General features: G+C 41.3%; 17 protein-coding genes. 12 read left to right on the top strand and 5 right to left on the bottom strand.

Features of this window, described 5'->3' with window-relative positions; translation table 11 throughout:
* Nucleotides 1-127: 127 nt before the first annotated feature.
* The 3 genes from ACI3K6_RS16555 to nagE all read left to right on the top strand — a co-directional run bounded on the left by ACI3K6_RS16555 (nucleotide 128) and on the right by nagE (nucleotide 3,703).
* On the top strand, nucleotides 128-1,501 hold the full coding sequence (locus ACI3K6_RS16555; RefSeq protein ID WP_435555689.1) for an RsmB/NOP family class I SAM-dependent RNA methyltransferase: 1,374 nt from the start codon (nucleotides 128-130) through the stop codon (nucleotides 1,499-1,501).
* A gap of 187 nt (nucleotides 1,502-1,688) precedes the next feature.
* The gene (locus ACI3K6_RS16560; protein WP_435555690.1) at nucleotides 1,689-2,183 is read left to right on the top strand and encodes a PTS sugar transporter subunit IIA; all 495 of its coding nucleotides are present in this window, start codon (nucleotides 1,689-1,691) and stop codon (nucleotides 2,181-2,183) included.
* A 77-nt stretch (nucleotides 2,184-2,260) separates the two neighbouring features.
* Nucleotides 2,261-3,703, top strand: a complete 1,443-nt coding sequence (gene nagE / locus ACI3K6_RS16565) for an N-acetylglucosamine-specific PTS transporter subunit IIBC (RefSeq protein ID WP_435555691.1) — start codon at nucleotides 2,261-2,263, stop codon at nucleotides 3,701-3,703.
* A gap of 53 nt (nucleotides 3,704-3,756) precedes the next feature.
* On the opposite strand, the gene ACI3K6_RS16570 is transcribed toward nagE, so the two are convergent.
* A complete protein-coding gene (locus tag ACI3K6_RS16570) occupies nucleotides 3,757-4,578 on the bottom strand; it encodes a PRD domain-containing protein (protein ID WP_435555692.1) in 822 nt (273 codons plus the stop codon).
* A 227-nt stretch (nucleotides 4,579-4,805) separates the two neighbouring features.
* Here ACI3K6_RS16570 and ACI3K6_RS16575 point away from each other — a divergent pair, with 227 nt between their 5' ends.
* The 7 genes from ACI3K6_RS16575 to ACI3K6_RS16605 all read left to right on the top strand — a co-directional run bounded on the left by ACI3K6_RS16575 (nucleotide 4,806) and on the right by ACI3K6_RS16605 (nucleotide 12,103).
* Nucleotides 4,806-5,414: a methyltransferase domain-containing protein gene (locus ACI3K6_RS16575; protein ID WP_435555693.1), complete on the top strand. Its 609-nt coding sequence runs from the start codon at nucleotides 4,806-4,808 to the stop codon at nucleotides 5,412-5,414.
* Between the two features lie 133 nt (nucleotides 5,415-5,547).
* Entirely contained in the window at nucleotides 5,548-6,540 is a 993-nt protein-coding gene (locus ACI3K6_RS16580) for a DUF418 domain-containing protein (protein WP_435555694.1), read from the top strand.
* Nucleotides 6,541-6,732: 192 nt separating this feature from the next.
* On the top strand, nucleotides 6,733-7,683 hold the full coding sequence (locus ACI3K6_RS16585) for an ABC transporter permease (protein ID WP_435555695.1): 951 nt from the start codon (nucleotides 6,733-6,735) through the stop codon (nucleotides 7,681-7,683).
* Nucleotides 7,676-8,626, top strand: coding sequence for an iron chelate uptake ABC transporter family permease subunit (locus ACI3K6_RS16590; RefSeq protein ID WP_435555696.1), 951 nt, complete (start codon nucleotides 7,676-7,678; stop codon nucleotides 8,624-8,626). The genes ACI3K6_RS16585 and ACI3K6_RS16590 overlap by 8 nt, the downstream gene beginning before the upstream one ends.
* The gene (locus ACI3K6_RS16595; protein ID WP_435555697.1) at nucleotides 8,623-9,384 is read left to right on the top strand and encodes an iron ABC transporter ATP-binding protein; all 762 of its coding nucleotides are present in this window, start codon (nucleotides 8,623-8,625) and stop codon (nucleotides 9,382-9,384) included. The genes ACI3K6_RS16590 and ACI3K6_RS16595 overlap by 4 nt, the downstream gene beginning before the upstream one ends.
* 19 nt (nucleotides 9,385-9,403) lie before the next feature.
* Entirely contained in the window at nucleotides 9,404-10,360 is a 957-nt protein-coding gene (locus ACI3K6_RS16600) for a siderophore ABC transporter substrate-binding protein (RefSeq protein WP_435555698.1), read from the top strand.
* A 282-nt stretch (nucleotides 10,361-10,642) separates the two neighbouring features.
* Nucleotides 10,643-12,103, top strand: a complete 1,461-nt coding sequence (locus ACI3K6_RS16605) for a PAS domain-containing sensor histidine kinase (RefSeq protein WP_435555699.1) — start codon at nucleotides 10,643-10,645, stop codon at nucleotides 12,101-12,103.
* 151 nt (nucleotides 12,104-12,254) lie between these two features.
* On the opposite strand, the gene ACI3K6_RS16610 is transcribed toward ACI3K6_RS16605, so the two are convergent.
* The 4 genes from ACI3K6_RS16610 to ACI3K6_RS16625 all read right to left on the bottom strand — a co-directional run bounded on the left by ACI3K6_RS16610 (nucleotide 12,255) and on the right by ACI3K6_RS16625 (nucleotide 17,689).
* Nucleotides 12,255-12,791 carry a ribonuclease H-like YkuK family protein gene (locus ACI3K6_RS16610; RefSeq protein WP_435555700.1) on the bottom strand — a complete coding sequence of 179 codons (537 nt, stop codon included), beginning with the start codon at nucleotides 12,789-12,791 and terminating at the stop codon, nucleotides 12,255-12,257.
* 270 nt (nucleotides 12,792-13,061) lie between these two features.
* The gene (locus ACI3K6_RS16615; protein ID WP_435555701.1) at nucleotides 13,062-14,390 is read right to left on the bottom strand and encodes a (Fe-S)-binding protein; all 1,329 of its coding nucleotides are present in this window, start codon (nucleotides 14,388-14,390) and stop codon (nucleotides 13,062-13,064) included.
* The gene (gene glcD / locus ACI3K6_RS16620; RefSeq protein ID WP_435555702.1) at nucleotides 14,387-15,799 is read right to left on the bottom strand and encodes a glycolate oxidase subunit GlcD; all 1,413 of its coding nucleotides are present in this window, start codon (nucleotides 15,797-15,799) and stop codon (nucleotides 14,387-14,389) included. Before glcD ends, ACI3K6_RS16615 begins: the two co-directional genes overlap by 4 nt.
* Before the next feature lie 177 nt (nucleotides 15,800-15,976).
* Nucleotides 15,977-17,689 carry an L-lactate permease gene (locus ACI3K6_RS16625; protein WP_435555703.1) on the bottom strand — a complete coding sequence of 571 codons (1,713 nt, stop codon included), beginning with the start codon at nucleotides 17,687-17,689 and terminating at the stop codon, nucleotides 15,977-15,979.
* 332 nt (nucleotides 17,690-18,021) lie between these two features.
* Between ACI3K6_RS16625 and ACI3K6_RS16630 the strand changes: the two genes are divergently transcribed.
* Both ACI3K6_RS16630 and ACI3K6_RS16635 read left to right on the top strand, forming a co-directional pair.
* A complete protein-coding gene (locus tag ACI3K6_RS16630; RefSeq protein WP_435555704.1) occupies nucleotides 18,022-18,756 on the top strand; it encodes a FadR/GntR family transcriptional regulator in 735 nt (244 codons plus the stop codon).
* A gap of 196 nt (nucleotides 18,757-18,952) precedes the next feature.
* Nucleotides 18,953-19,065, top strand: a 113-nt coding sequence (locus tag ACI3K6_RS16635; RefSeq protein WP_435555710.1) for a heterodisulfide reductase-related iron-sulfur binding cluster, incomplete at its 3' end; no start/stop codon positions are given.

The raw sequence follows: 19,065 nt of genomic DNA on the forward strand, positions 1-19,065 counted from the left end.
GTGGCTGAATTCAACAAAATAGCAAAAAAGTCCCGTAATCAAAAAGCCGACACCAATCAATAACTTGACTACCGTCAAATTTCGTTATACATTGAGGACAATTTGATGTTTGTTTGAGGTGTTGAAAATGGAGTTACCGAAAGAGTTTCTTCTCAAAATGCAGGAACTATTACAAGAGGAATATGAGGAATTTTTACATAGCTATGAGTTACACCGGTCGCAGGGATTGCGAGTGAATACATTAAAAATTCCTATTGAGGAATTCAAGGCAGTAAGTCCGTTTGCTTTGGAGAAGGTTCCGTGGGTCACGGAGGGCTTTTATTATTCAGAGGAGGACCGTCCCGGAAAGCATCCTTACCACGAGGCGGGATTATATTATATTCAGGAACCAAGTGCGATGGCTGCAGGTGAGTTGTTGGACCCGAAACCAGGTGAACGGGTCCTAGATCTTTGTGCTGCTCCGGGTGGTAAAACCACTCATCTAGCTTCTAAAATGAAACAACAAGGCTTTTTGCTGACGAACGAAATTCACCCGGCTCGGGCTAAAATCCTTTCACAAAACGTGGAGCGCATGGGGATTACAAATGCGGTGGTCACAAATGAAACACCTGCTCGACTAGCCCAGAGATTTCCGGCTTATTTCGATCGAATTTTAGTAGATGCTCCGTGCTCTGGAGAAGGAATGTTCCGTAAAGATCCAGACGCATGCGCCGAATGGAGTCCCGAGAATGTTGCGGTATGTGCGGGAAGGCAGCAGGAAATTCTAGGTCATGCTGCAACCATGCTTCGCCCAGGTGGCAGGCTGGTGTACTCCACTTGCACGTTCTCACCAGAGGAGAATGAAGGAACGATCAGTGAATTTTTAAAGAAGGAACCTAACTTCGAATTGGAAGAAAGTATTGTTTTTGAAGGATTTGCTCACGGTCGTGCCGACTGGGTATCCGATCCTGCACCACATCTGGATAAGTCGATAAGGATCTGGCCACACCAAGTCCGTGGTGAAGGACATTTTATGGCTGTTTTACGAAAAAAAGACGGTGAAGAGCCAGCAAAGCGGCAATATGCTAAAACCTTGAATGATCGTAAAGTTCTAAAGAGCTATTTGGAATTTGCGGACACATCGCTAACCGAAAAACCAACAGGTGACTACCTGTTATTTGGCGAACAATTATATATTTTGCCACAGGAAATGCTATCACTGGACAACCTTAAAGTTGTTCGGCCCGGCTGGCATTTGGGCACAATCAAGAGAAATCGCTTTGAACCATCTCATGCCTTAGCCCTTTCATTAAAGGGGGATCAGGTTAAGCACAAATGGAATCTTGCCGTGGATTCACGGGAAATTCAGGCTTATTTAAGGGGGGAGTCCCTCCAAGCAGAAGGTGAAAAAGGTTGGTATCTGGTTGAAGTAGATGGCTATTCACTCGGATGGGGGAAATGTTCTGATCACTTTTTGAAAAACCATTACCCTAAGGGGCTGCGGTGGACCGGAGTTTATTGAGTTAAATTTTTAGTATGAAACCGTTTACAATACTTGAAAACTACTTTATAATAAAAGCTAATTACATAGTGATCACATGTTACTGATTCGATCAGGCATGGTGGTAAAATAAAAGGATTTTTGTGTCCTTTTGTTATACCCCCATGCCTTTTTTGTTTTTTCAAAAACCTAAGGGGTGTGTGTGGATATGAAGTTTAACTTATTCAAAAAAGGGAGTCCAATAAGCATTTATGCACCGGTCGATGGAGAAATCATTCCTCTTGAGGAAGTGCCGGATCCGGTTTTCAGTCAAAAAATGATTGGGGAAGGGGTTGCTATATATCCAAGTGGCGGAAAGATTCTAGCTCCTGTTGAGGGGAAGATCATTCAGGTGGCCCCGTCGAAACACGCCCTAGGGATTCTTGCCGAGGATGGTTCAGAGATCCTTATTCATATTGGTTTGGAAACGGTGTCTCTAAAGGGGGAGGGCTTTACTGCTCTAGTAGCGGAAGGAGACCAAGTTTCAGTCGGCCTGCCACTGATGGAAGTGGATTGGGAATTTATCAAAGAGCATGCTGATAGCACGGTAACACCAATTGTCATGACCAATGGTAGTGACAAACAAATAAATAGAACAAATGAAAAAACAGCCATTGCCGGAAAAACAGTTATTTTACTAGTTCAACAGGAAAGGAGGTGGTAGCTTTCAGACAGACAGTTTATTGAATACCTGCATCATTTGCCGGAATTATTTATTATTACTTTTTGGGGGGAAATGAAATGAAAGGGTATTTACAAAGAATTGGCCGTTCGTTGATGTTGCCTGTTGCTGTTTTACCTGCAGCTGCTATTTTAATGGGGATTGGATATTGGATTGACCCGACAGGCTGGGGGGCAGGAAGTCCTATTGCTGCGTTTTTGATTAAAGCAGGGGGCTCTATTATTGACAATATCCCGATTCTTTTTGCAGTCGGCGTTGCGCTAGGGATGGCGAAAGAAAAGGATGGTTCGGCTGCCCTGAGCGGTTTGGTAGCTTTCCTAGTCGTCACCACCTTGCTGAAAACTGAAACTGTCGCCATGCTGCAGGGAATAGATGCGGCAAAGGTTGACCCTGCTTTTGCAAAAATCGGAAATGCTTTCGTCGGAATTCTTTCTGGTATTGTTGCATCGATGATGTATAACCGCTTCAGTCATGTGAAATTGCCGGATGCCTTGGCGTTCTTCAGTGGAAAACGTCTGGTTCCTATCATGACGGCTGTATCGATGTTGGTTGTTTCGTTAGTATTATTTTTTGTATGGCCATGGATTTTTACAGGTTTAGTATCATTTGGTGAAGCCATTGCAAAATTAGGTGCATTAGGTGCAGGCTTGTATGGTTTCTTTAACCGGTTATTGATACCAACTGGATTGCACCATGCCTTGAACTCCGTATTCTGGTTTGATGTGGCAGGCATTAATGATATCGGTAACTTTTGGTCCGGTAAAGGAACTCTTGGTATTACAGGCAGATATCAAGCCGGCTTCTTCCCGATTATGATGTTTGGTTTACCAGCGGCAGGTCTTGCCATGTACCACACTGCTAAGACAAAAAAGAAAAAGCAGGTGGCGTCCTTAATGTTGGCAGCTGGATTCGCTTCCTTCTTTACCGGTGTAACTGAGCCCATTGAATTTGCTTTCATGTTCTTGGCACCCATGCTTTATTTGGTTCATGCCATTTTAACCGGTATTTCCTTGATGATTGCGGCAGCTTTCCACTGGACTGCTGGGTTTGGGTTCAGTGCAGGACTTGTCGACTTTATTTTAAGTTCAAGATTGCCGCTGGCACATCAGCCATATATGCTGCTGGTTCAAGGTTTGGTGTTTGCTGTCATTTACTACTTCTTGTTCCGCTTTATCATTGTGAAATTCAACTTAGCTACTCCGGGACGGGAAGAGGATGATGAGGAGACTGTTGAAGCTAGCATATCAGGAGATGGTAGATTTGCTGCATTGGCAGCTCAAATTTATGAAGGCTTGGGCGGGGATGCCAATGTCACGTCTGTTGATAACTGCGTCACACGTTTAAGAATAGAAGTTAAGGATATGAATGCCGTTGATCAAAAGAAGATAAAAGCAACTGGGGTGCCGGGGATTAAAGTGGTTGGACCCAATAGCATTCAAGTCATTGTTGGTACCAATGTTCAATTTGTGGCCGATGAAGTAGAGAAAATCCGCAGGAAATAAATTTAAATAAAAAGCTTGGATTGGCCGGTACAACGCCATCCAAGCTTTTTAAATTAAGTGGCCGTTCGCAGCCTTTCGATATGGAGGGTAACGAACCCAAGCTCATATTCTGGAAGCCGAATATTATGCTGACTGGAAAGATTCATTGATATCCGTTTGGCACAACTGTACGATTTTGGAAATTTTTCTACGATCATTTTTAGCATTTCATCATCCATGGTTGGTGCCGTGTGATTGTAGGCTCTTGTTAAAGTAAAGCGAAGATGGCTAATAAGGCGTTGGTAGGACAGATTATTCTCGTCAATATCAGTCCCCAGGAAGTCTTTAATAGTTTGAATCATGTCTCGAAGAATGGCTGTTTGCCGCAGTGTTTGCTTAATATCACCGCCTTGAAGCTTAGCTGTATGAAGATGCAGGGCAATATAGGCAGCCTCGTCGACTGGCAATTTGAGCTTTGTTTTTTGTTCAATATGCTGTATGGCCCACAGCCCAATGTCAAACTCCTTCTTATAAAGCATTTTGATTTCGTGGAACAGCTTATTTTTAACATGGATTCCATCGCTGACCCGTTCCATCGCGAAAGACAAGTGGTCAGTAAGCGCGATATGAATGTGCTCGTTTAATTTAGTCTGCAGTATTTCTTCAGCATAGGAAATAATCTCCTCTGATAGCGCGAAATGTTCCTCGGGGATTTGTTGAAGAAGCTGCTGAAACCTCTCTTTTTCCTTCATTACAAAGAGCTTTTCAATTTTAGTAGGATTAATGATATCATTTTTCTTTTTTTGATAGGCAATGCCAGCACCAACAGCAATTTTTTCTTCGTTTTGATCAATAATGACAACAGCATTGTTGTTAAGGATTTTTTTGATTTTCAACTGGAACCAACTCCTGTTATTCCGCTGTTTAGGCGGGAGAATGGTAGGGCTAGGCATTAGGATAAATTCGCCTGTTTTTACATAAAGAGGAGTGTTTCAAAGCACTTCGAAAGCGACACTGTTTTTCCTTTTGTTAAAATCATGTAATCTGGTTGGATTAGTGTCTTTTTTAGAGAAAATAGTTTAATCTAAAGAAAAATGGAATGACATTTTATAGGAGTCGTATCGTGAAAGAATATTATTATGATAAATTGTTAAATATCAAAACCGGGGAAGAGCAGCAGGGATTTCACAAATCGTTTCATTACCATCGCTATGAGCCGACACCATATGCTGCTTTAGAGGAACTGTTTAAGCATTATGTTCTAAACAGTACTGATCGGGTAGTTGATTTTGGCTGTGGAAAAGGGCGGTTAAATTTTTACCTCCATCATTATTTTCATACTCATGTGTCAGGAATTGAGATGGATGAGACCTTCTATCGAGATGCGATGGAAAATAGAAATAGTTACTTACACAAAACAAAGAGTCAGCCAGATAAGGTCCAGTTTTGTTGCTGCTTGGCGGAGGAATACGAGATTCATCCGCAGGACAATCGCTTTTACTTCTTTAACCCATTTTCCGTTCAGGTCTTTAGAAGGATTATTAATAATATATTACTGTCTGTGGAAAAAATAGAACGGGAAGTAGACTTGATTTTATATTATCCATCTGAGGACTATATCTATTTTTTAGAGAACCACACCGCCTTTAACCTAGTGTTGGAAGTGCAGGTGCCATATGTATATCAACACAATCAAAATGAAAGGTTTTTAATTTACAGGTTCCCGAGTTAAAAAAGGTGAAAAAAAGGTGAAAAAAAGTGACAGGCACCGCCCGTGGACAAATGTCCCCCTGAAGTGGACATGTTATTGCGTTTATGTTCGTGGTTTATAGGATTATTGGGAAAGGCACTAAAGGAGTTTTGTGATGGAGTTGGGTCGACGGATTGATGTGTTGGATTATTTGCGGGGGTTTGCGTTGTTGGGGATTGTGTTGGTGAATATAGGTCCTTTGTTGGAGGCACAGGTTCCAGCTTCGGGATCAGTAGATGCCGTGTATTGGCGGTTTTTATATCTGTTTGTGGAGGGACGATTTTACTCTATTTTTACGTTTTTGTTTGGGGTGGGGGTTTATTTGTTTATCACCCGAGCCAATCAAAAAGGGAAGAATGGGTATGTACTTTTTTTTAGGCGTATTGTTGTTTTATTTATATTTGGACTAGTCCATGTTCGGTTTCATCCAGGGGAGGCGCTGACTGTTTATGCCATTAGCGGACTCATCCTTTTACCGTTTTATAAGTGTAACAGGTCAATAAATCTAACCTTTTCAATACTGATGCTAATGGTGATCGGATATTACTCCATAAAATTATTCATGGTTGTCCCATTAATGTTACTTGGAATGACTGCCGGACAATATCAAGTATTTGAGCGGCTCGAGGAACACAAGAAAAAGATTGCTATTTTTACAGGCATATCATTCCTATTAAGTGTGGTCGGAATCATCTATCAATACCAGTTTGCTCCAACAACCTTTGGCACAGGTTCATCGTTAGAATATGAAAAAACTTGGCATTTTATCAATTTGGGAATCACAATAGGTCCAATCGTCTCAGGGTTTTATGTTGGATTCATGATTTTGCTGTTACAATTCACTACGATTCAAAAAATATTGGCGCCTTTAAAAAATTTAGGCAGAATGGCACTGACGAATTATCTAGCACAAACTGCTTTTATCTTCATTTCCAAATGGCTCTTAAATGCCCCGATTACTTACACTCAAACACTGTTCGTTTGTTTAGGAATCTATGTCATTCAGCTCGTTTTCAGCACCATCTGGCTGCGTTATTTTCGTTTTGGGCCATTTGAATGGATGTGGAGGATGGTTACTTATTTAAAGCGGATGCCGATTAAATCGTAAAAATGAACCTTATCTTTATTAAAGATAGGGTATTTTTTTATGTAGAGATAGCCTAGATGTCCTATTTTAAAATGTAATTGATAAAAATTCCCATTTAGCCATTGACTAAAAAAGAGGAGATGGTATAATCATCCATGTGATGTAAATGATAATGATTATCAATATCATCAATAAAAATTCTAGAGGAAAGCTATGAAAAAAAGATATCTATTGTGTGCACTAATCATTTTATCCGGGATCTCATTGTTTGTGGGTGTCAGTTCGATTTCACCAAAGAATCTGTTGAACATTCATTCGGATGAAACTCAAATTTTTCTGATCAGCAGGCTTCCTAGGCTATTGTCAATTTTACTTGCAGGGGCCGGAATGAGCATTGCGGGATTAATCATGCAACAGCTCAGCCGCAACAAATTTGTCTCGCCAACAACTGCTGGAACACTAGATGCTACTAGACTGGGAATATTAGTTTCAATGCTGCTGTTTACGAATGCTTCAATGATTGAAAAAATGCTTGTAGCTTTTATTTTTGCTTTGGCAGGAACCATTTTGTTCATGCAAATTCTAGACCGAATTAAGTTTAAGGATGCCATTTTCATTCCGCTGGTTGGTCTCATGTTTGGAAACATCTTATCCTCGGTAACAACTTTTTTCGCATACCGGGCAAATGTTATTCAAAACATGTCTGCTTGGCTTCAGGGTGATTTCTCGATGATAATGAAGGGCCGTTATGAACTACTATACATAAGTATTCCGATACTTATAATCTCATACTTCTATGCAAACCGCTTTACCGTTGCAGGAATGGGGGAAGACTTCGCTAAAAACCTCGGTCTGGCCTATCGACAGATTGTGAATATCGGACTGATTCTAGTTGCTTTGATTACAGTAACCGTTGTGCTAACGGTAGGAATGATTCCTTTCTTAGGGCTAATTATTCCAAACATTATCTCGATTTTTAAAGGCGATCATTTACAGAAAACCCTTTCGCATACAGCATTGCTCGGAGCGAATTTCTTACTAGTTTGCGACATTTTAGGCAGGGTAATTATTTTTCCATACGAGATTTCAATAAGCCTCATGGTTGGCGTAATTGGCAGCTGTATTTTCCTGTACCTTCTTTTCAGGAGGAAAGCCTATGCGTAATTCTGTGAAAATCGCGGCCCTTATCCTGATCGCCATAGGGTGCTGTACTATTTACCTTTTTCATGATCTAAACGGTAGCTATGATTATGCTTTGCCTCGTCGGGCATTAAAGGTCCTAGCTATGGGAATTACCGGTATTGTTATTGCCTATTCGACGGTTGTGTTTCAAACGATCACACATAATCGAATTTTAACACCAGGCATTATGGGATTGGACTCCCTCTATACGTTGTTACAGACAGTAATTATCTTCTTTTTAGGCTCCGGTCACATGTTGATTATCAACAAGCAAGTAAACTTTTTTATTTCGATTGTGGCGATGATTTTGTTTGCCTTAGTGCTTTACCGCTTTTTATTTAAAAAAGGAGATCAGCCCATTTACTTTTTATTGCTGATTGGGATTATTGTTGGAACGTTTTTCAACAGCATCACAACCTTTTTTCAAGTGTTGATTGACCCGAATGAATTTCAGAGCGTGCAAGATCGTATGTTTGCTAGCTTTAACAACATTAATTCCGACTTAGTCTGGTTGTCTCTAGGGATTTCAGTATTGGTTATGGCTTATGCATGGCGTTATATGAAATATTTGGATGTCCTGTCGCTTGGCAGGGAGACCGCCATCAATTTGGGGGTGCCTTATGATGCCATTGTGAAACAAATGCTGGTCATTGTGTCGATATTCATCTCCATTTCGACCGCGCTTGTTGGGCCTATCACCTTTTTTGGATTGATAACGGCCAATCTGTCCTATCAATTTTTCAAAACGTATAAACATAGGACATTGATTGGTGGAGCCATTTTAATAAGCATCATCGCTTTAATTGGCGGACAGTGGGTGGTCGAACGGGTCTTTACCTTTTCTACCACGCTTAGTGTGATTATCAATTTCACCGGCGGAGTTTATTTCATTTATTTACTGTTGAAGGAGAGGAAAGCGGCATGATTGAGGTCCTATCCCTGTCAAAATTTTATGGAAAAAAAGCAGTGGTGAAGGATGTTTCGATGACAATCCAAAATCGTAAAATTACCTCGTTCATCGGTCCTAATGGGGCTGGGAAGTCAACAGTGTTGTCTATGGTCAGCCGGCTTCTTGATGCCGACACTGGGGAGGTTCTTATTGATCAGTCCGATTCCAGAAAAATGAGGTCGAATGATTTTGCCAAACGGGTTTCAATTTTGAAGCAGTCCAACTCTATGAATGTGAAGCTAACGATTCGTGAGCTCGTTTTCTTTGGCCGCTTTCCCTACTCGAAAGGACGGTTAACAGAGGCGGACGAGCGAATGGTTGATCAATCGCTCGACTATATGCACTTGACCGACCTTCAGGACAGATACTTAGATGAGCTATCAGGCGGACAGCGGCAGCGAGCATTTATTGCCATGGTCATCGCGCAAGATACTGAATATATTTTGCTGGATGAGCCCTTGAACAACTTAGACATGAAACACTCCGTTCAAATCATGAAAACCCTCCGTCGACTAGTCAACGAGCTGGGAAAAACCGTTGTAATTGTTCTGCATGATATCAATTTTGCTTCTGTTTATTCGGATTGGATTGTGGCGATGAAGGACGGCCTAGTGGTGAAGGAAGGACCGACAGATGAAATTATCCAGTCGGCTGCGCTAAAGGAAATTTATGATATGGACATACCCATTCAGGAAATGGACAGCTGTCGTATATGTATTTATTTTAATTCATAGAAAAGGAGACTTTATAAAAATGACAAAATGGAGTTTACTAGGGATTATTTTTTCAATCATACTGGTCTTAGCGGCATGTGGTTCTAAGGAGGAAGCTAGCAGTAAGGAACATTCTGGGGGCGGGAACAAGACGGAAGAAACGAAGGAAGTCACCATCAAGCATCAATATGGGGAAGCCGTAATCAAGAAAAATCCGAAGAATATTGTTGTATTTGATTTTGGAATCTTGGATACTTTTGATGAATTAGGCATTGAGCCCACGGGTGTTCCTCAAGCTATTATTCCAGGATATTTGAAAAAGTATGGAGATAAAAAGTATACGAATGTCGGCAGTTTGAAAGAGCCGGATTTCGAAGCGATCCATGCGTTGAAACCAGATGTCATTTTTATCTCAGCACGTCAGGCCGAATTATATGACCAATTCGCTGAAATTGCTCCAACTGTATATGTTGGGCTAGACTATGCCAACTATATGAGTTCTTTTGAGAAAAATATGAAATTGGTTGGAGAGATTTTTGGAAAAGAAGATGAAGTTGCTGCTGAACTTAAGAATATCGATACTAGCGTTGAAAAATTAAATAAAAAGGCATCAGGGCTTGATCAAAAAGGTCTAATCCTGTTATCTGCTGAAGGAAAGATGAGTGCTTATGGCCCAAGCTCCCGTTTTGGGGTTATTCATGACGTGTTTGGTGTTAAAGCAGCAGATGACAAAATTGAAGTGTCCACCCACGGACAAAGCGTGTCATTCGAATATATCATGGAGAAAGATCCTGACGTCTTATTTGTGATAGATCGTAACGTAGCCATCGGCGGAGAAGCTGGCGCAAAAAAAACAATGGAAAATGAGCTAGTGAAGAAAACAGCAGCATATAAAAATGACAAAATTGTGTACCTAGATCCAGAAGCCTGGTACCTAAGTGGCGGCGGTCTAAAATCAGTAAAAGCAATGGTCAAAGAAATCGAAGAAGCCCTATAAAAGCAACAGCTTAAAATTCAGATAAAAACACCACTACATCTTCAAAACAAATGAGATTAGTGGTGTTTTTATTAGTAAAAATGATAGAGAACCTTTGGACAAAAGCATAATGTCCACCTGGGGCGGACAAAATAGGGTATTTTGTCCACGGGCGGTGCCTGTCACCCTATTGTGTCACTCTATTGTCACTCTCTTTTTCATCTACTAAATAATTACTTCCTTTTGGCGAAAAGTTTTGTAAAATGGAAGTAAGAGGATATTTTTGTGTTTGGGGAGATCGCGATGTCGAATGGGTTCCCGATTTTTACGGGTGAGAATGGGCTAGTTGGATATGATTCAGAGGAGTTAATTGACCTTTTTCTGGAAAGTACAGCGGATGGAATTTGTATGGTGGATATGGAAGATCGCTATATCAGGGTTAACCAAATGTACACGAAGATTTTTGGATATACAGAGGAGGATATTATTGGAAAGCGGCTTTATGAATTTTTGAATCCAGATATAGTGGTTGATACTATTGAGGCTGTTAAACGAGGTAAATCTTTTCATAATATTGTAACTCAACGATATCATAAAAATGGAACTGAACTAGATGTTGCAGTTTCTTATTCTCCTTTTCGTAATTCATTAGGTGAAATTATCGCAATTATCGCAATATACCGTGATATAACTAACTCACTTAATACTGAGAGAGAGTTAAAGCGAACGAAAGAGCTATATCAGTTAATAACTGATAATACTTCAGATTTAATCCTGGTTTTTTCAAAGGATCAAAAAATTGTCTATGTATCGCCATCCTTTCAAAAGGTTTTTGGACTTATTCCTGAAGATCAGATTGGTAGGAGTATCCTTGATTTTGTCAAAAAAGATGGAGTGAAGGCCTTTCAAAGAAAACTTAAGCGGTTATTAGAAAGTGAAGAGCCTTTGCTATTTCAGCATAAAATGAGAAGTACTACGGGAGAACTTGTATATGCAGAATACAATATTACTCCAATTTTTAATGAAAATAATGAAATTGAATCCTATGTTTCTGTTGGAAGAAATATTACTGAGAGGATTAAAAATGATGAAGCGATTCGAAATCTGGATCGTTTGTCTATTATTGGTCAGTTAGCAGCTGGTGTGGCACATGAAATTCGTAATCCACTAACTTCATTAAAGGGTTTTTCAAAACTATTAAGAAGCTCTGGTGATAGAGCAACCCAAGAATATTATCTATCGATTATTACCGATGAATTAGATCGCATTGATTTGATTGTCAATGAGTTTATGTCACTTGCAAAACCACAAGCCATTCAATTTGAAGAGGTAAATCTTCTTTCAATAATAGAAAGTACAGTTAAAATTTTACATCCACAAGCATTGCTGCATAATGTTCAAATTATGAATAACTTCCATGCGAAAGATATTATACTTCTATGTAGTCCGCATCAATTAAAGCAAGTCTTTGTGAACTTTCTTAAAAACGCCATTGAAGCAATGCCGGGTGGCGGTATCGTTAACATCAACGTAAAAAAACTAAGCGATAATCGAGTGCAAATAAACTTTAAAGATGAAGGGATCGGAATTGATACCGAGCTCATGCATTTCCTCGGCACTCCCTTCTACACAACAAAAGACAAAGGAATTGGCCTCGGTCTGACCGTCAGCAACAAAATCATCCAAGAACACAATGGCACCATGAAAATCGAAAGCCAAAAAGGCCAGGGCACAACCGTATGCGTCGAACTAGAACATATATAGCAAATGGGATTTTAGTGTTATCGGTGATGACTACATAAGTGACATTGGGCTGGTAAAAATACAGTGCGAGCTACACTGGTGACAGGCACCGCTCGTGGACAAAATCGACAATTTGTCCATCTGAGGTGGACATTCTGGTCAACTGGCACCGTTATTTTGTATAGCGGTTTGCATAGCTGGAGGCGACGAAGGCGTCTGGTTTGATTTTTGGCTCGACTCCCATGGATTCGATGCGGGTGACCATTTCCTTAACAAATTCACTTGTTTTGTTGCGGTTGCCTGCACCGATGTCAATGTGGCCTTCTATTGTAAAGGTAGCTCCTAGATATACGTTTGGCAGAACAATGTTAATGAGTTCATTCTTTTTTTCTTCGGTGAACATGGAAACAATTTCTTCGGTCAAAGATAGTTCAAGTGATATTCGTTCGTGTAGTTGAGTCATTTTCCTAGGGACAATTACCTTTGCAATGCAGGCCCAGACACCTTTTCCGATATTTTGAATTACGATGCCGGTAATAAAAGTTGTGTGGGCTCTGTGAACCTGGGAGTCGGTCCCCACCATTAAACGAAAATTTCCACATGAATCATTCTCCATAAATTCAACAATCCGTTTAAAAACTTGTTCAAAGGACATCCCAACCTCATGAAGATTTTGAAACGATTGTCCATCTTGTCTTAAAATATCCATTATCCAACATCACAACCTTCCCTAAAGGGTAGAAGACTTCTTTTATTTACTACCATTTTATGGAATAACCCTTACTCCCGTGCATTATTTCTTCAATCCGTACATAATCATTCCCCATAAAACCAAGCAAAAAAAGAATCTTTTATAAAAACCATATTGGTAAACCCTATTTCGAAAGAAAGCTGTCTATGCCTTTTTTACAAAAACATAATATGGTGAAAGACAAGATAAAAAAATGATGCAGGGTTCCCCCAGCATCATTTCCGAATTTTACATTTCCACAACTGCTTCCAATAATAAATCGACGATATGAACGCCTCGCATTTTTGTAGATAGGCCTTCTTTTTCAATGCCAAGCTTCATTTGCAGCAGGCACCCCGGGTTGGCGGTGACAATCGTAGCTGCTTGGGTTTGCTTCGCCTGTTCCATCTTGTAGTCGAGCATTTTCATCGACATTTCTGATTCGATAATATTATAAATACCAGCCGAACCGCAGCAGTGACCAGCATCATTCATTTCTTGGTACACTGCACCGTTAATCGACCTCAACAGGGTTCTTGGGGCTGCCTCAGTTTTCATCACGTTGCGCAGGTGGCAAGAATCTTGATACGTGATAATTTGTGAAGGCAGTTCAAGTTTTACTTTTTTATGAAAGTCCACGGCCACTAAGATTTCCGAAATATCTTTGATTTTATTGGAAAAATTCTTCGCTCGTTCCACCCACTCAGGTTCATCCTTTAAAAGATGCCCATAATCGACGAGGAAGCCGCCGCAGCCTCCAGCATTGGTGATAATAAAATCAACGTTCAGCTCTTCAAAGGCCGATATATTCCGTTTCGCTAAATCCTTAGAGCTTGTTTTTTCACCATAGTGTCCGTGTAAGGCACCGCAGCAGGTCTGGTCCTGGGGAATGACGATTTCACAGCCTGCAAGCTGCATCAATTTCATTGTTGCATCGTTTGTTTTTAAAAACAATGAATCCATCAGGCATCCGCTAAAAAAAGCGACACGATGAGTTTTCATCCCCACAGGCTCCAAGTGTTCCGGCCGATTTCTCAGTTCGCTCCTTGAAGGCAATTCTGGGAGAACTTTTTCCATCAAGGCTAAATGTTCAGGGATTAGTCCCAGGAAGCCAATTTTCCGCGCGATGGATTGCAGACCGGAACGTTGGTAAAATCCGAGCAATCCTGTCATATTTTTCATCCGGTTAGGATGTGGAAATAGCCCGTCAAATACTGTTTTACGAACCATACGTACAGGTAGGGAATATTTCTTGTTTTGGGCTACGATATCCCGGGCATCCTCAAGTAATTGACCGTATTTCACACCGGAAGGACAGACCGATTCACAGGCAAGGCAACCGAGACATAGCTCTAGAGACCGTTCGAAATCCTCATCCGGTTCAATCAGACCGTCGACAACTGCCTTCATCATGGCAATTCGGCCGCGAGGGGTATGCGATTCTTTGTAGCCTGACATTTTATAGGTTGGGCATGCAGGGAGACAAAAACCGCAGCGCATACAATTGAGAAGTTCATCCTCATTCATTCTTGCCTGGAACTGTTCTTGGATGACCTCACGCTCCTTTGCTGTCGTCATTTTCCAATCACCAACTTTGGTCTGTCGTCTTTGGCAAACATTTTTCCGGGATTCATGATGTTATTCGGGTCTAGCGCCTGCTTGATCGCCTTCATCACTGCAACGCCTTCTTTGCCAAGCTTCAGTTCGAGATAAGGAGCTTTGGCAATACCGACGCCATGTTCACCAGTAATCGTACCGCCAAGTTCTACTGCTTTTTCAAAAATATCCGCAAATGCCTTATGCACCCGCTCAATTTCCTCATGATTTCTTGCATCTGTTGGACAGGTTGGGTGGAGATTACCATCGCCGGCATGGCCGAATGTACAGATATGAACATTATATTTTTCAGCAATTTCACCAATGGCCCTAACCATGTTGGCAACCTCCGACCTTGGAACGGTGGCGTCTTCTAGAATGGTTGTCGGCTTCAAACGAGCAAGGGCAGATAAAGCCCAACGTCGTGCGGTTGTCAGGGCTGTTGCTTCCTCAGCTGTTTTAGCAATTTGAACAGAAAATGCCCCTTCCTGCTTACAGATTTCCGTTATTTTTTCAATGTCGCGATGAGCTACCTCGGGCGGTCCATCTTGTTCAATAAGAAGGACTGCCTTTGCATTAACCGGAAGGCCGATTTTGGCATAATCTTCTACCACTTTCAATGTGGATTGGTCAAGAAATTCAAGAGTGGCAGGAATGATTTTATTTGCAATGATTTTCGAGACGGTTCTTGCTGCCGCCTCCAGATCATGATAGAGAGCGAGCAAGGTTTTTTTCGATTCTGGTAATGGAACCAACTTGAGTGTGGCTTCTGTAAGGATCCCAAGGGTGCCTTCGGAACCAACCATCAGTCGTGTCAGGTCATAGCCAGCAACATCTTTGGCCAGTTTGCCGCCGGTACGGACAATGTCGCCATTAGGCATGACAACTTCAAGGCCGATGACATAATCGCGGGTTACACCATATTTGAGACCGCGCAGGCCGCCTGAGTTTTCATTGATATTTCCACCAATCGTTGAAATTTTCATGGAGCCTGGATCTGGTGGATAGAAGAGACCTTTCGCTTCGACAGCATTTATGATATCAAGGGTTAAAACCCCCGGCTGTACCGTGATGGTTAAATTCTCTTCATCTAATTCAAGGATTTGATTCATATGTTTAAAAATCAGAACGATCCCGCCTTCAACCGGGCAGGTTCCGCCGCATAGATTCGTTCCAGATCCGCGTGGGACAATCGGGATTTTATGTTCGTTGCAAACCTTAACTACTTCTGAAATTTCCCTTGTGTTACGAGGGCTAATGATCGCATCCGGCATAGACTGCATGTCGGGTGTGGAATCATAGGAATATACCAGTCTATCGACCTGCGAGTCTTGAAAATTTTCCTGCGAGACAATCGATAAGAGCCTGTTTTTTACGATATTAGAAAGCACATAGATTCCTCCATTCATGTTGTGAACCATTTTTTTAAAATACAATGACCGTTCAGGTTGTTTAAAAACGAAATAATAAATGGGCAAAGCAAGTATTTCTTATAATCAAAAAACACTTCTGACCTCAGTAAGGCTCATTCCTAAACAGGATGAGCCTAACTCTGTAAAAACGGTTATTTACGGGACCATAAAGCTCAGGACTGAGTTTTGCAGCCAGACGAGTATACCAATGATTACAACCAGGAAGATACTGTGTTTAATCGTAAAGCGGAACAGCTCTGATTCTTTGCCTACGAGACCTACGGCGGCACAGGCGACGGCAATCGACTGCGGCGAAATCATTTTTCCGGTTACTCCCCCTGAAGAGTTAGCAGCAAGGGCAAGAACCGGATTCATGCCGATGGATTCTGCCGTAATCTTCTGCAGGTTTCCGAATAAAACGTTTGCAGAAGTATCCGAACCCGTTACGAATACACCGAGCCACCCAAGGAAAGGAGAGAAGAATGGGAAAAATACGGAACCGGTTTTGGCAAGTGTCAGAGCAAGTGTCGTACTCATGCCAGCAAGGTTGATGACATAGGCAAATCCGACAACAGAAGCGATTGTAATCAAAGGGAACTTGACTTCGTTTACTGTTTCGCCGAAGGTTGCCATCCAACTTTTCCAAGAAATGCCCACTATAAATTTTGTGATAATGGCGGCGATTAAAATCGCGGTACCGGCTGCGGCGAGCAGTTCAATTTTATAAAAAGCCTGAATGGGGATGGCACCAGCTTTAGAGAATACTTTGTTATGGACCAATGGGACTTCTGGCATAAAGGTGACGGCATGACCGACTGCATTCACTGCTTTCAAAATGACGTTCGTGCCTACGTAGTGGCCACCTAAAGCCAGTTTTATAGCTGGAATCCCCCAAAGGGTGATCGTCGCTGTTAATAGGATAAATGGTGACCAGGCTTTAAAAATCTGACCGCCTGTATAATGGACAGCCTCAGATTTCTTGGTATTCGGCAGTTTAACCGCTGCTGTGGAGGTTGCAGCAAGCTCCTGCTCGGCAGAAAATCTGAAAATCGTTTTAGGTTTCCAAAAATTTAAGAATATGGCAAGGGCAATTAAAGATACTAAAGATGATAAAATATCCGGCAGTTCAGGTCCCAAGAAGTTAGAGGATAAATATTGAGTAACAGCAAATGAAATGCCTGATACAAGAATGGCTGGCATAACTTCCTTGGTTTTTTTCCAACCAGCCATAATGAAGACGAGATAAAATGGAATAAAGAAAGATAAAAACGGCAGCTGTCGTCCAATCATTTTAGAAACCTCAACGGCTGGAATCCCTGTTGGTCCTTCCATGGCAATGACCGGTGCACCAATCGCTCCGAACGCAACAGGCGCGGTGTTGGCGATTAGGCAAAGCCCAGCAGCATAAAGTGGATTGAAGCCCAATCCTACTAATAATGCAGCTGAAATGGCAACTGGTGCGCCAAATCCTGCAGCTCCTTCAAGAAAGGCACCAAATGAGAATGCGACTAATAATGCTTGTAAACGACGGTCTTCTGTAATGGATAATACGGAATGACGAATAATATCGAATTGACCTGATTTGACTGTGATTTTGTAAAGGAATACTGAGGTTACGATGATCCAACCTATCGGCAGAATGCCATATAGAGCCCCCTGTGATGCAGACATGAGAGCCATGCCGGCAGGAACTTTATAGGCAAAAATAGCAAGGATGATGGCAAGCGCCAGAGTAGTGAGTCCGGCGATATAGCCTTTCATTTTTTTGATGGCGAGCGCCCAGAAAAAGTAGAGAATGGGTATTAGTGCCACTGCGGCACTAAGCCAAAGACTGCCTCCAACGGCAGTAAAATTTTGTATAAATGTCATAGCAAATTTCCCCCTTGAATGAACTGTGTTAGTTTGTTTTACAATTTGTCCCCCAACAAATTGTTACAAAATGCTGTTTATCCCCCTTTTATTGTAGTAAACGCTTACAGATGGTGATAAGGTCATCTGATGACCTGAACTTGGTGATAGAAAAAATTATAATTGGAGCAATATGAAAAATGCAATACAAATATTTAAAAAATTTATTTAATTTATCTGCGATTGTTTATTTTTCCAAAAATAGAAAGCGAAGTTGATCAATCTTTTTCAAAAAAAGGTATAATAAAATTGGATTATTACGGACTATTTGTTAGAAAGGGCCCGCAAACACCATGGAATATAAAAAAATAAAACCTAAAAAAATTTATGAAGAAGTCGCTGATGCGATTTATGAAATGATCCGCTCGGGCCAGCTGAATCCGGGCGATAAACTGGATTCTGTCCAGCAACTCGCTGAAAATTTCCAGGTTGGACGTTCCGCCATACGTGAGGCCTTGACCTCGTTACGTGCGATGGGGCTTGTTGAAATGAGGCAGGGTGAAGGAACCTATGTAAGAGAATTTGAAAACAACTTGCTTTCGCTTCCGGTATCTAATGCAATCTTAATGAATAAGCATGAAATCGTCCAATTGCTCGAGGTTCGGATGATTCTTGAGACCGGAACCGTAGTAGCCGCAGCAAGACGGAGGACGGAACAGCACCTTATGAGAATGGAGGCTGCCCTTCAAGCGATGTATAAGTCAATAGGGGATGAGGAACTCGGCGAGAAGGCAGATTTAGAGTTCCATATGGTCCTTGCAGAAGCAGCGCAGAACCATTTATTGATGACATTAATGCAAAACGTGTCAGAATTAATGGCTGAATCAATGAGGGAAACACGCAGGCTTTGGCTGTTTTCGAAACAGGCTACCACTGAGCAGTTATACCAGGAACATGTAGCCATCTATAATGCCGTGAAAAACCAAGATGAAGAGGCAGCAAGGAATTTAATGGTGGTTCACCTTGAAAATGTGGAGGAGATTTTGGAAAAAAATCATCTTCCTAATTCTGACAAAAGTAAATTTTGACCAAAGATCTTCCCTGTCAAGGATGAGGGGAAGGTCTTTTTTAACGTTAAATAAGTTTTTTAAGGTGTTTTTTTGTGTAACCCCTTTCAATGTAGGTGGTTTTTGTTGTAAGATATAGAATATTATAATCATTAGGTCATCTGATGACCTGTTTACCAGTTAATAAATTAGTACTGATCATGAGGGGGAACAAAGAATGAAGGTTACACTGTTTGCAACATGTATTGTTGATATGTTCCGGAGCAACGCAGGAAAAGCGACTGTAGAGCTGTTGGAAAAGCTCGGATGTGAAATTGATTTCCCAGAATC

This window comes from Neobacillus solisequens, from assembly GCF_051233465.1.
Classification (GTDB): Bacteria; Bacillota; Bacilli; order Bacillales; family Cytobacillaceae; genus Neobacillus.

Bases quoted from the DNA above. Each gene is read 5' to 3' on its own strand.
- ACI3K6_RS16555 (WP_435555689.1), top strand. From the start codon at position 128: ATGGAGTTACCGAAAGAGTTTCTTCTCAAAATGCAGGAACTATTACAA.
- ACI3K6_RS16560 (WP_435555690.1), top strand. From the start codon at position 1,689: ATGAAGTTTAACTTATTCAAAAAAGGGAGTCCAATAAGCATTTATGCA.
- ACI3K6_RS16595 (WP_435555697.1), top strand. From the start codon at position 8,623: ATGATTGAGGTCCTATCCCTGTCAAAATTTTATGGAAAAAAAGCAGTG.
- ACI3K6_RS16625 (WP_435555703.1), bottom strand. From the start codon at position 17,689: ATGACATTTATACAAAATTTTACTGCCGTTGGAGGCAGTCTTTGGCTT.
- nagE (WP_435555691.1), top strand. From the start codon at position 2,261: ATGAAAGGGTATTTACAAAGAATTGGCCGTTCGTTGATGTTGCCTGTT.
- ACI3K6_RS16580 (WP_435555694.1), top strand. From the start codon at position 5,548: ATGGAGTTGGGTCGACGGATTGATGTGTTGGATTATTTGCGGGGGTTT.
- ACI3K6_RS16615 (WP_435555701.1), bottom strand. From the start codon at position 14,390: ATGACGACAGCAAAGGAGCGTGAGGTCATCCAAGAACAGTTCCAGGCA.
- ACI3K6_RS16585 (WP_435555695.1), top strand. From the start codon at position 6,733: ATGAAAAAAAGATATCTATTGTGTGCACTAATCATTTTATCCGGGATC.
- ACI3K6_RS16605 (WP_435555699.1), top strand. From the start codon at position 10,643: ATGTCGAATGGGTTCCCGATTTTTACGGGTGAGAATGGGCTAGTTGGA.
- ACI3K6_RS16610 (WP_435555700.1), bottom strand. From the start codon at position 12,791: ATGGATATTTTAAGACAAGATGGACAATCGTTTCAAAATCTTCATGAG.
- ACI3K6_RS16630 (WP_435555704.1), top strand. From the start codon at position 18,022: ATGGAATATAAAAAAATAAAACCTAAAAAAATTTATGAAGAAGTCGCT.
- ACI3K6_RS16590 (WP_435555696.1), top strand. From the start codon at position 7,676: ATGCGTAATTCTGTGAAAATCGCGGCCCTTATCCTGATCGCCATAGGG.
- ACI3K6_RS16600 (WP_435555698.1), top strand. From the start codon at position 9,404: ATGACAAAATGGAGTTTACTAGGGATTATTTTTTCAATCATACTGGTC.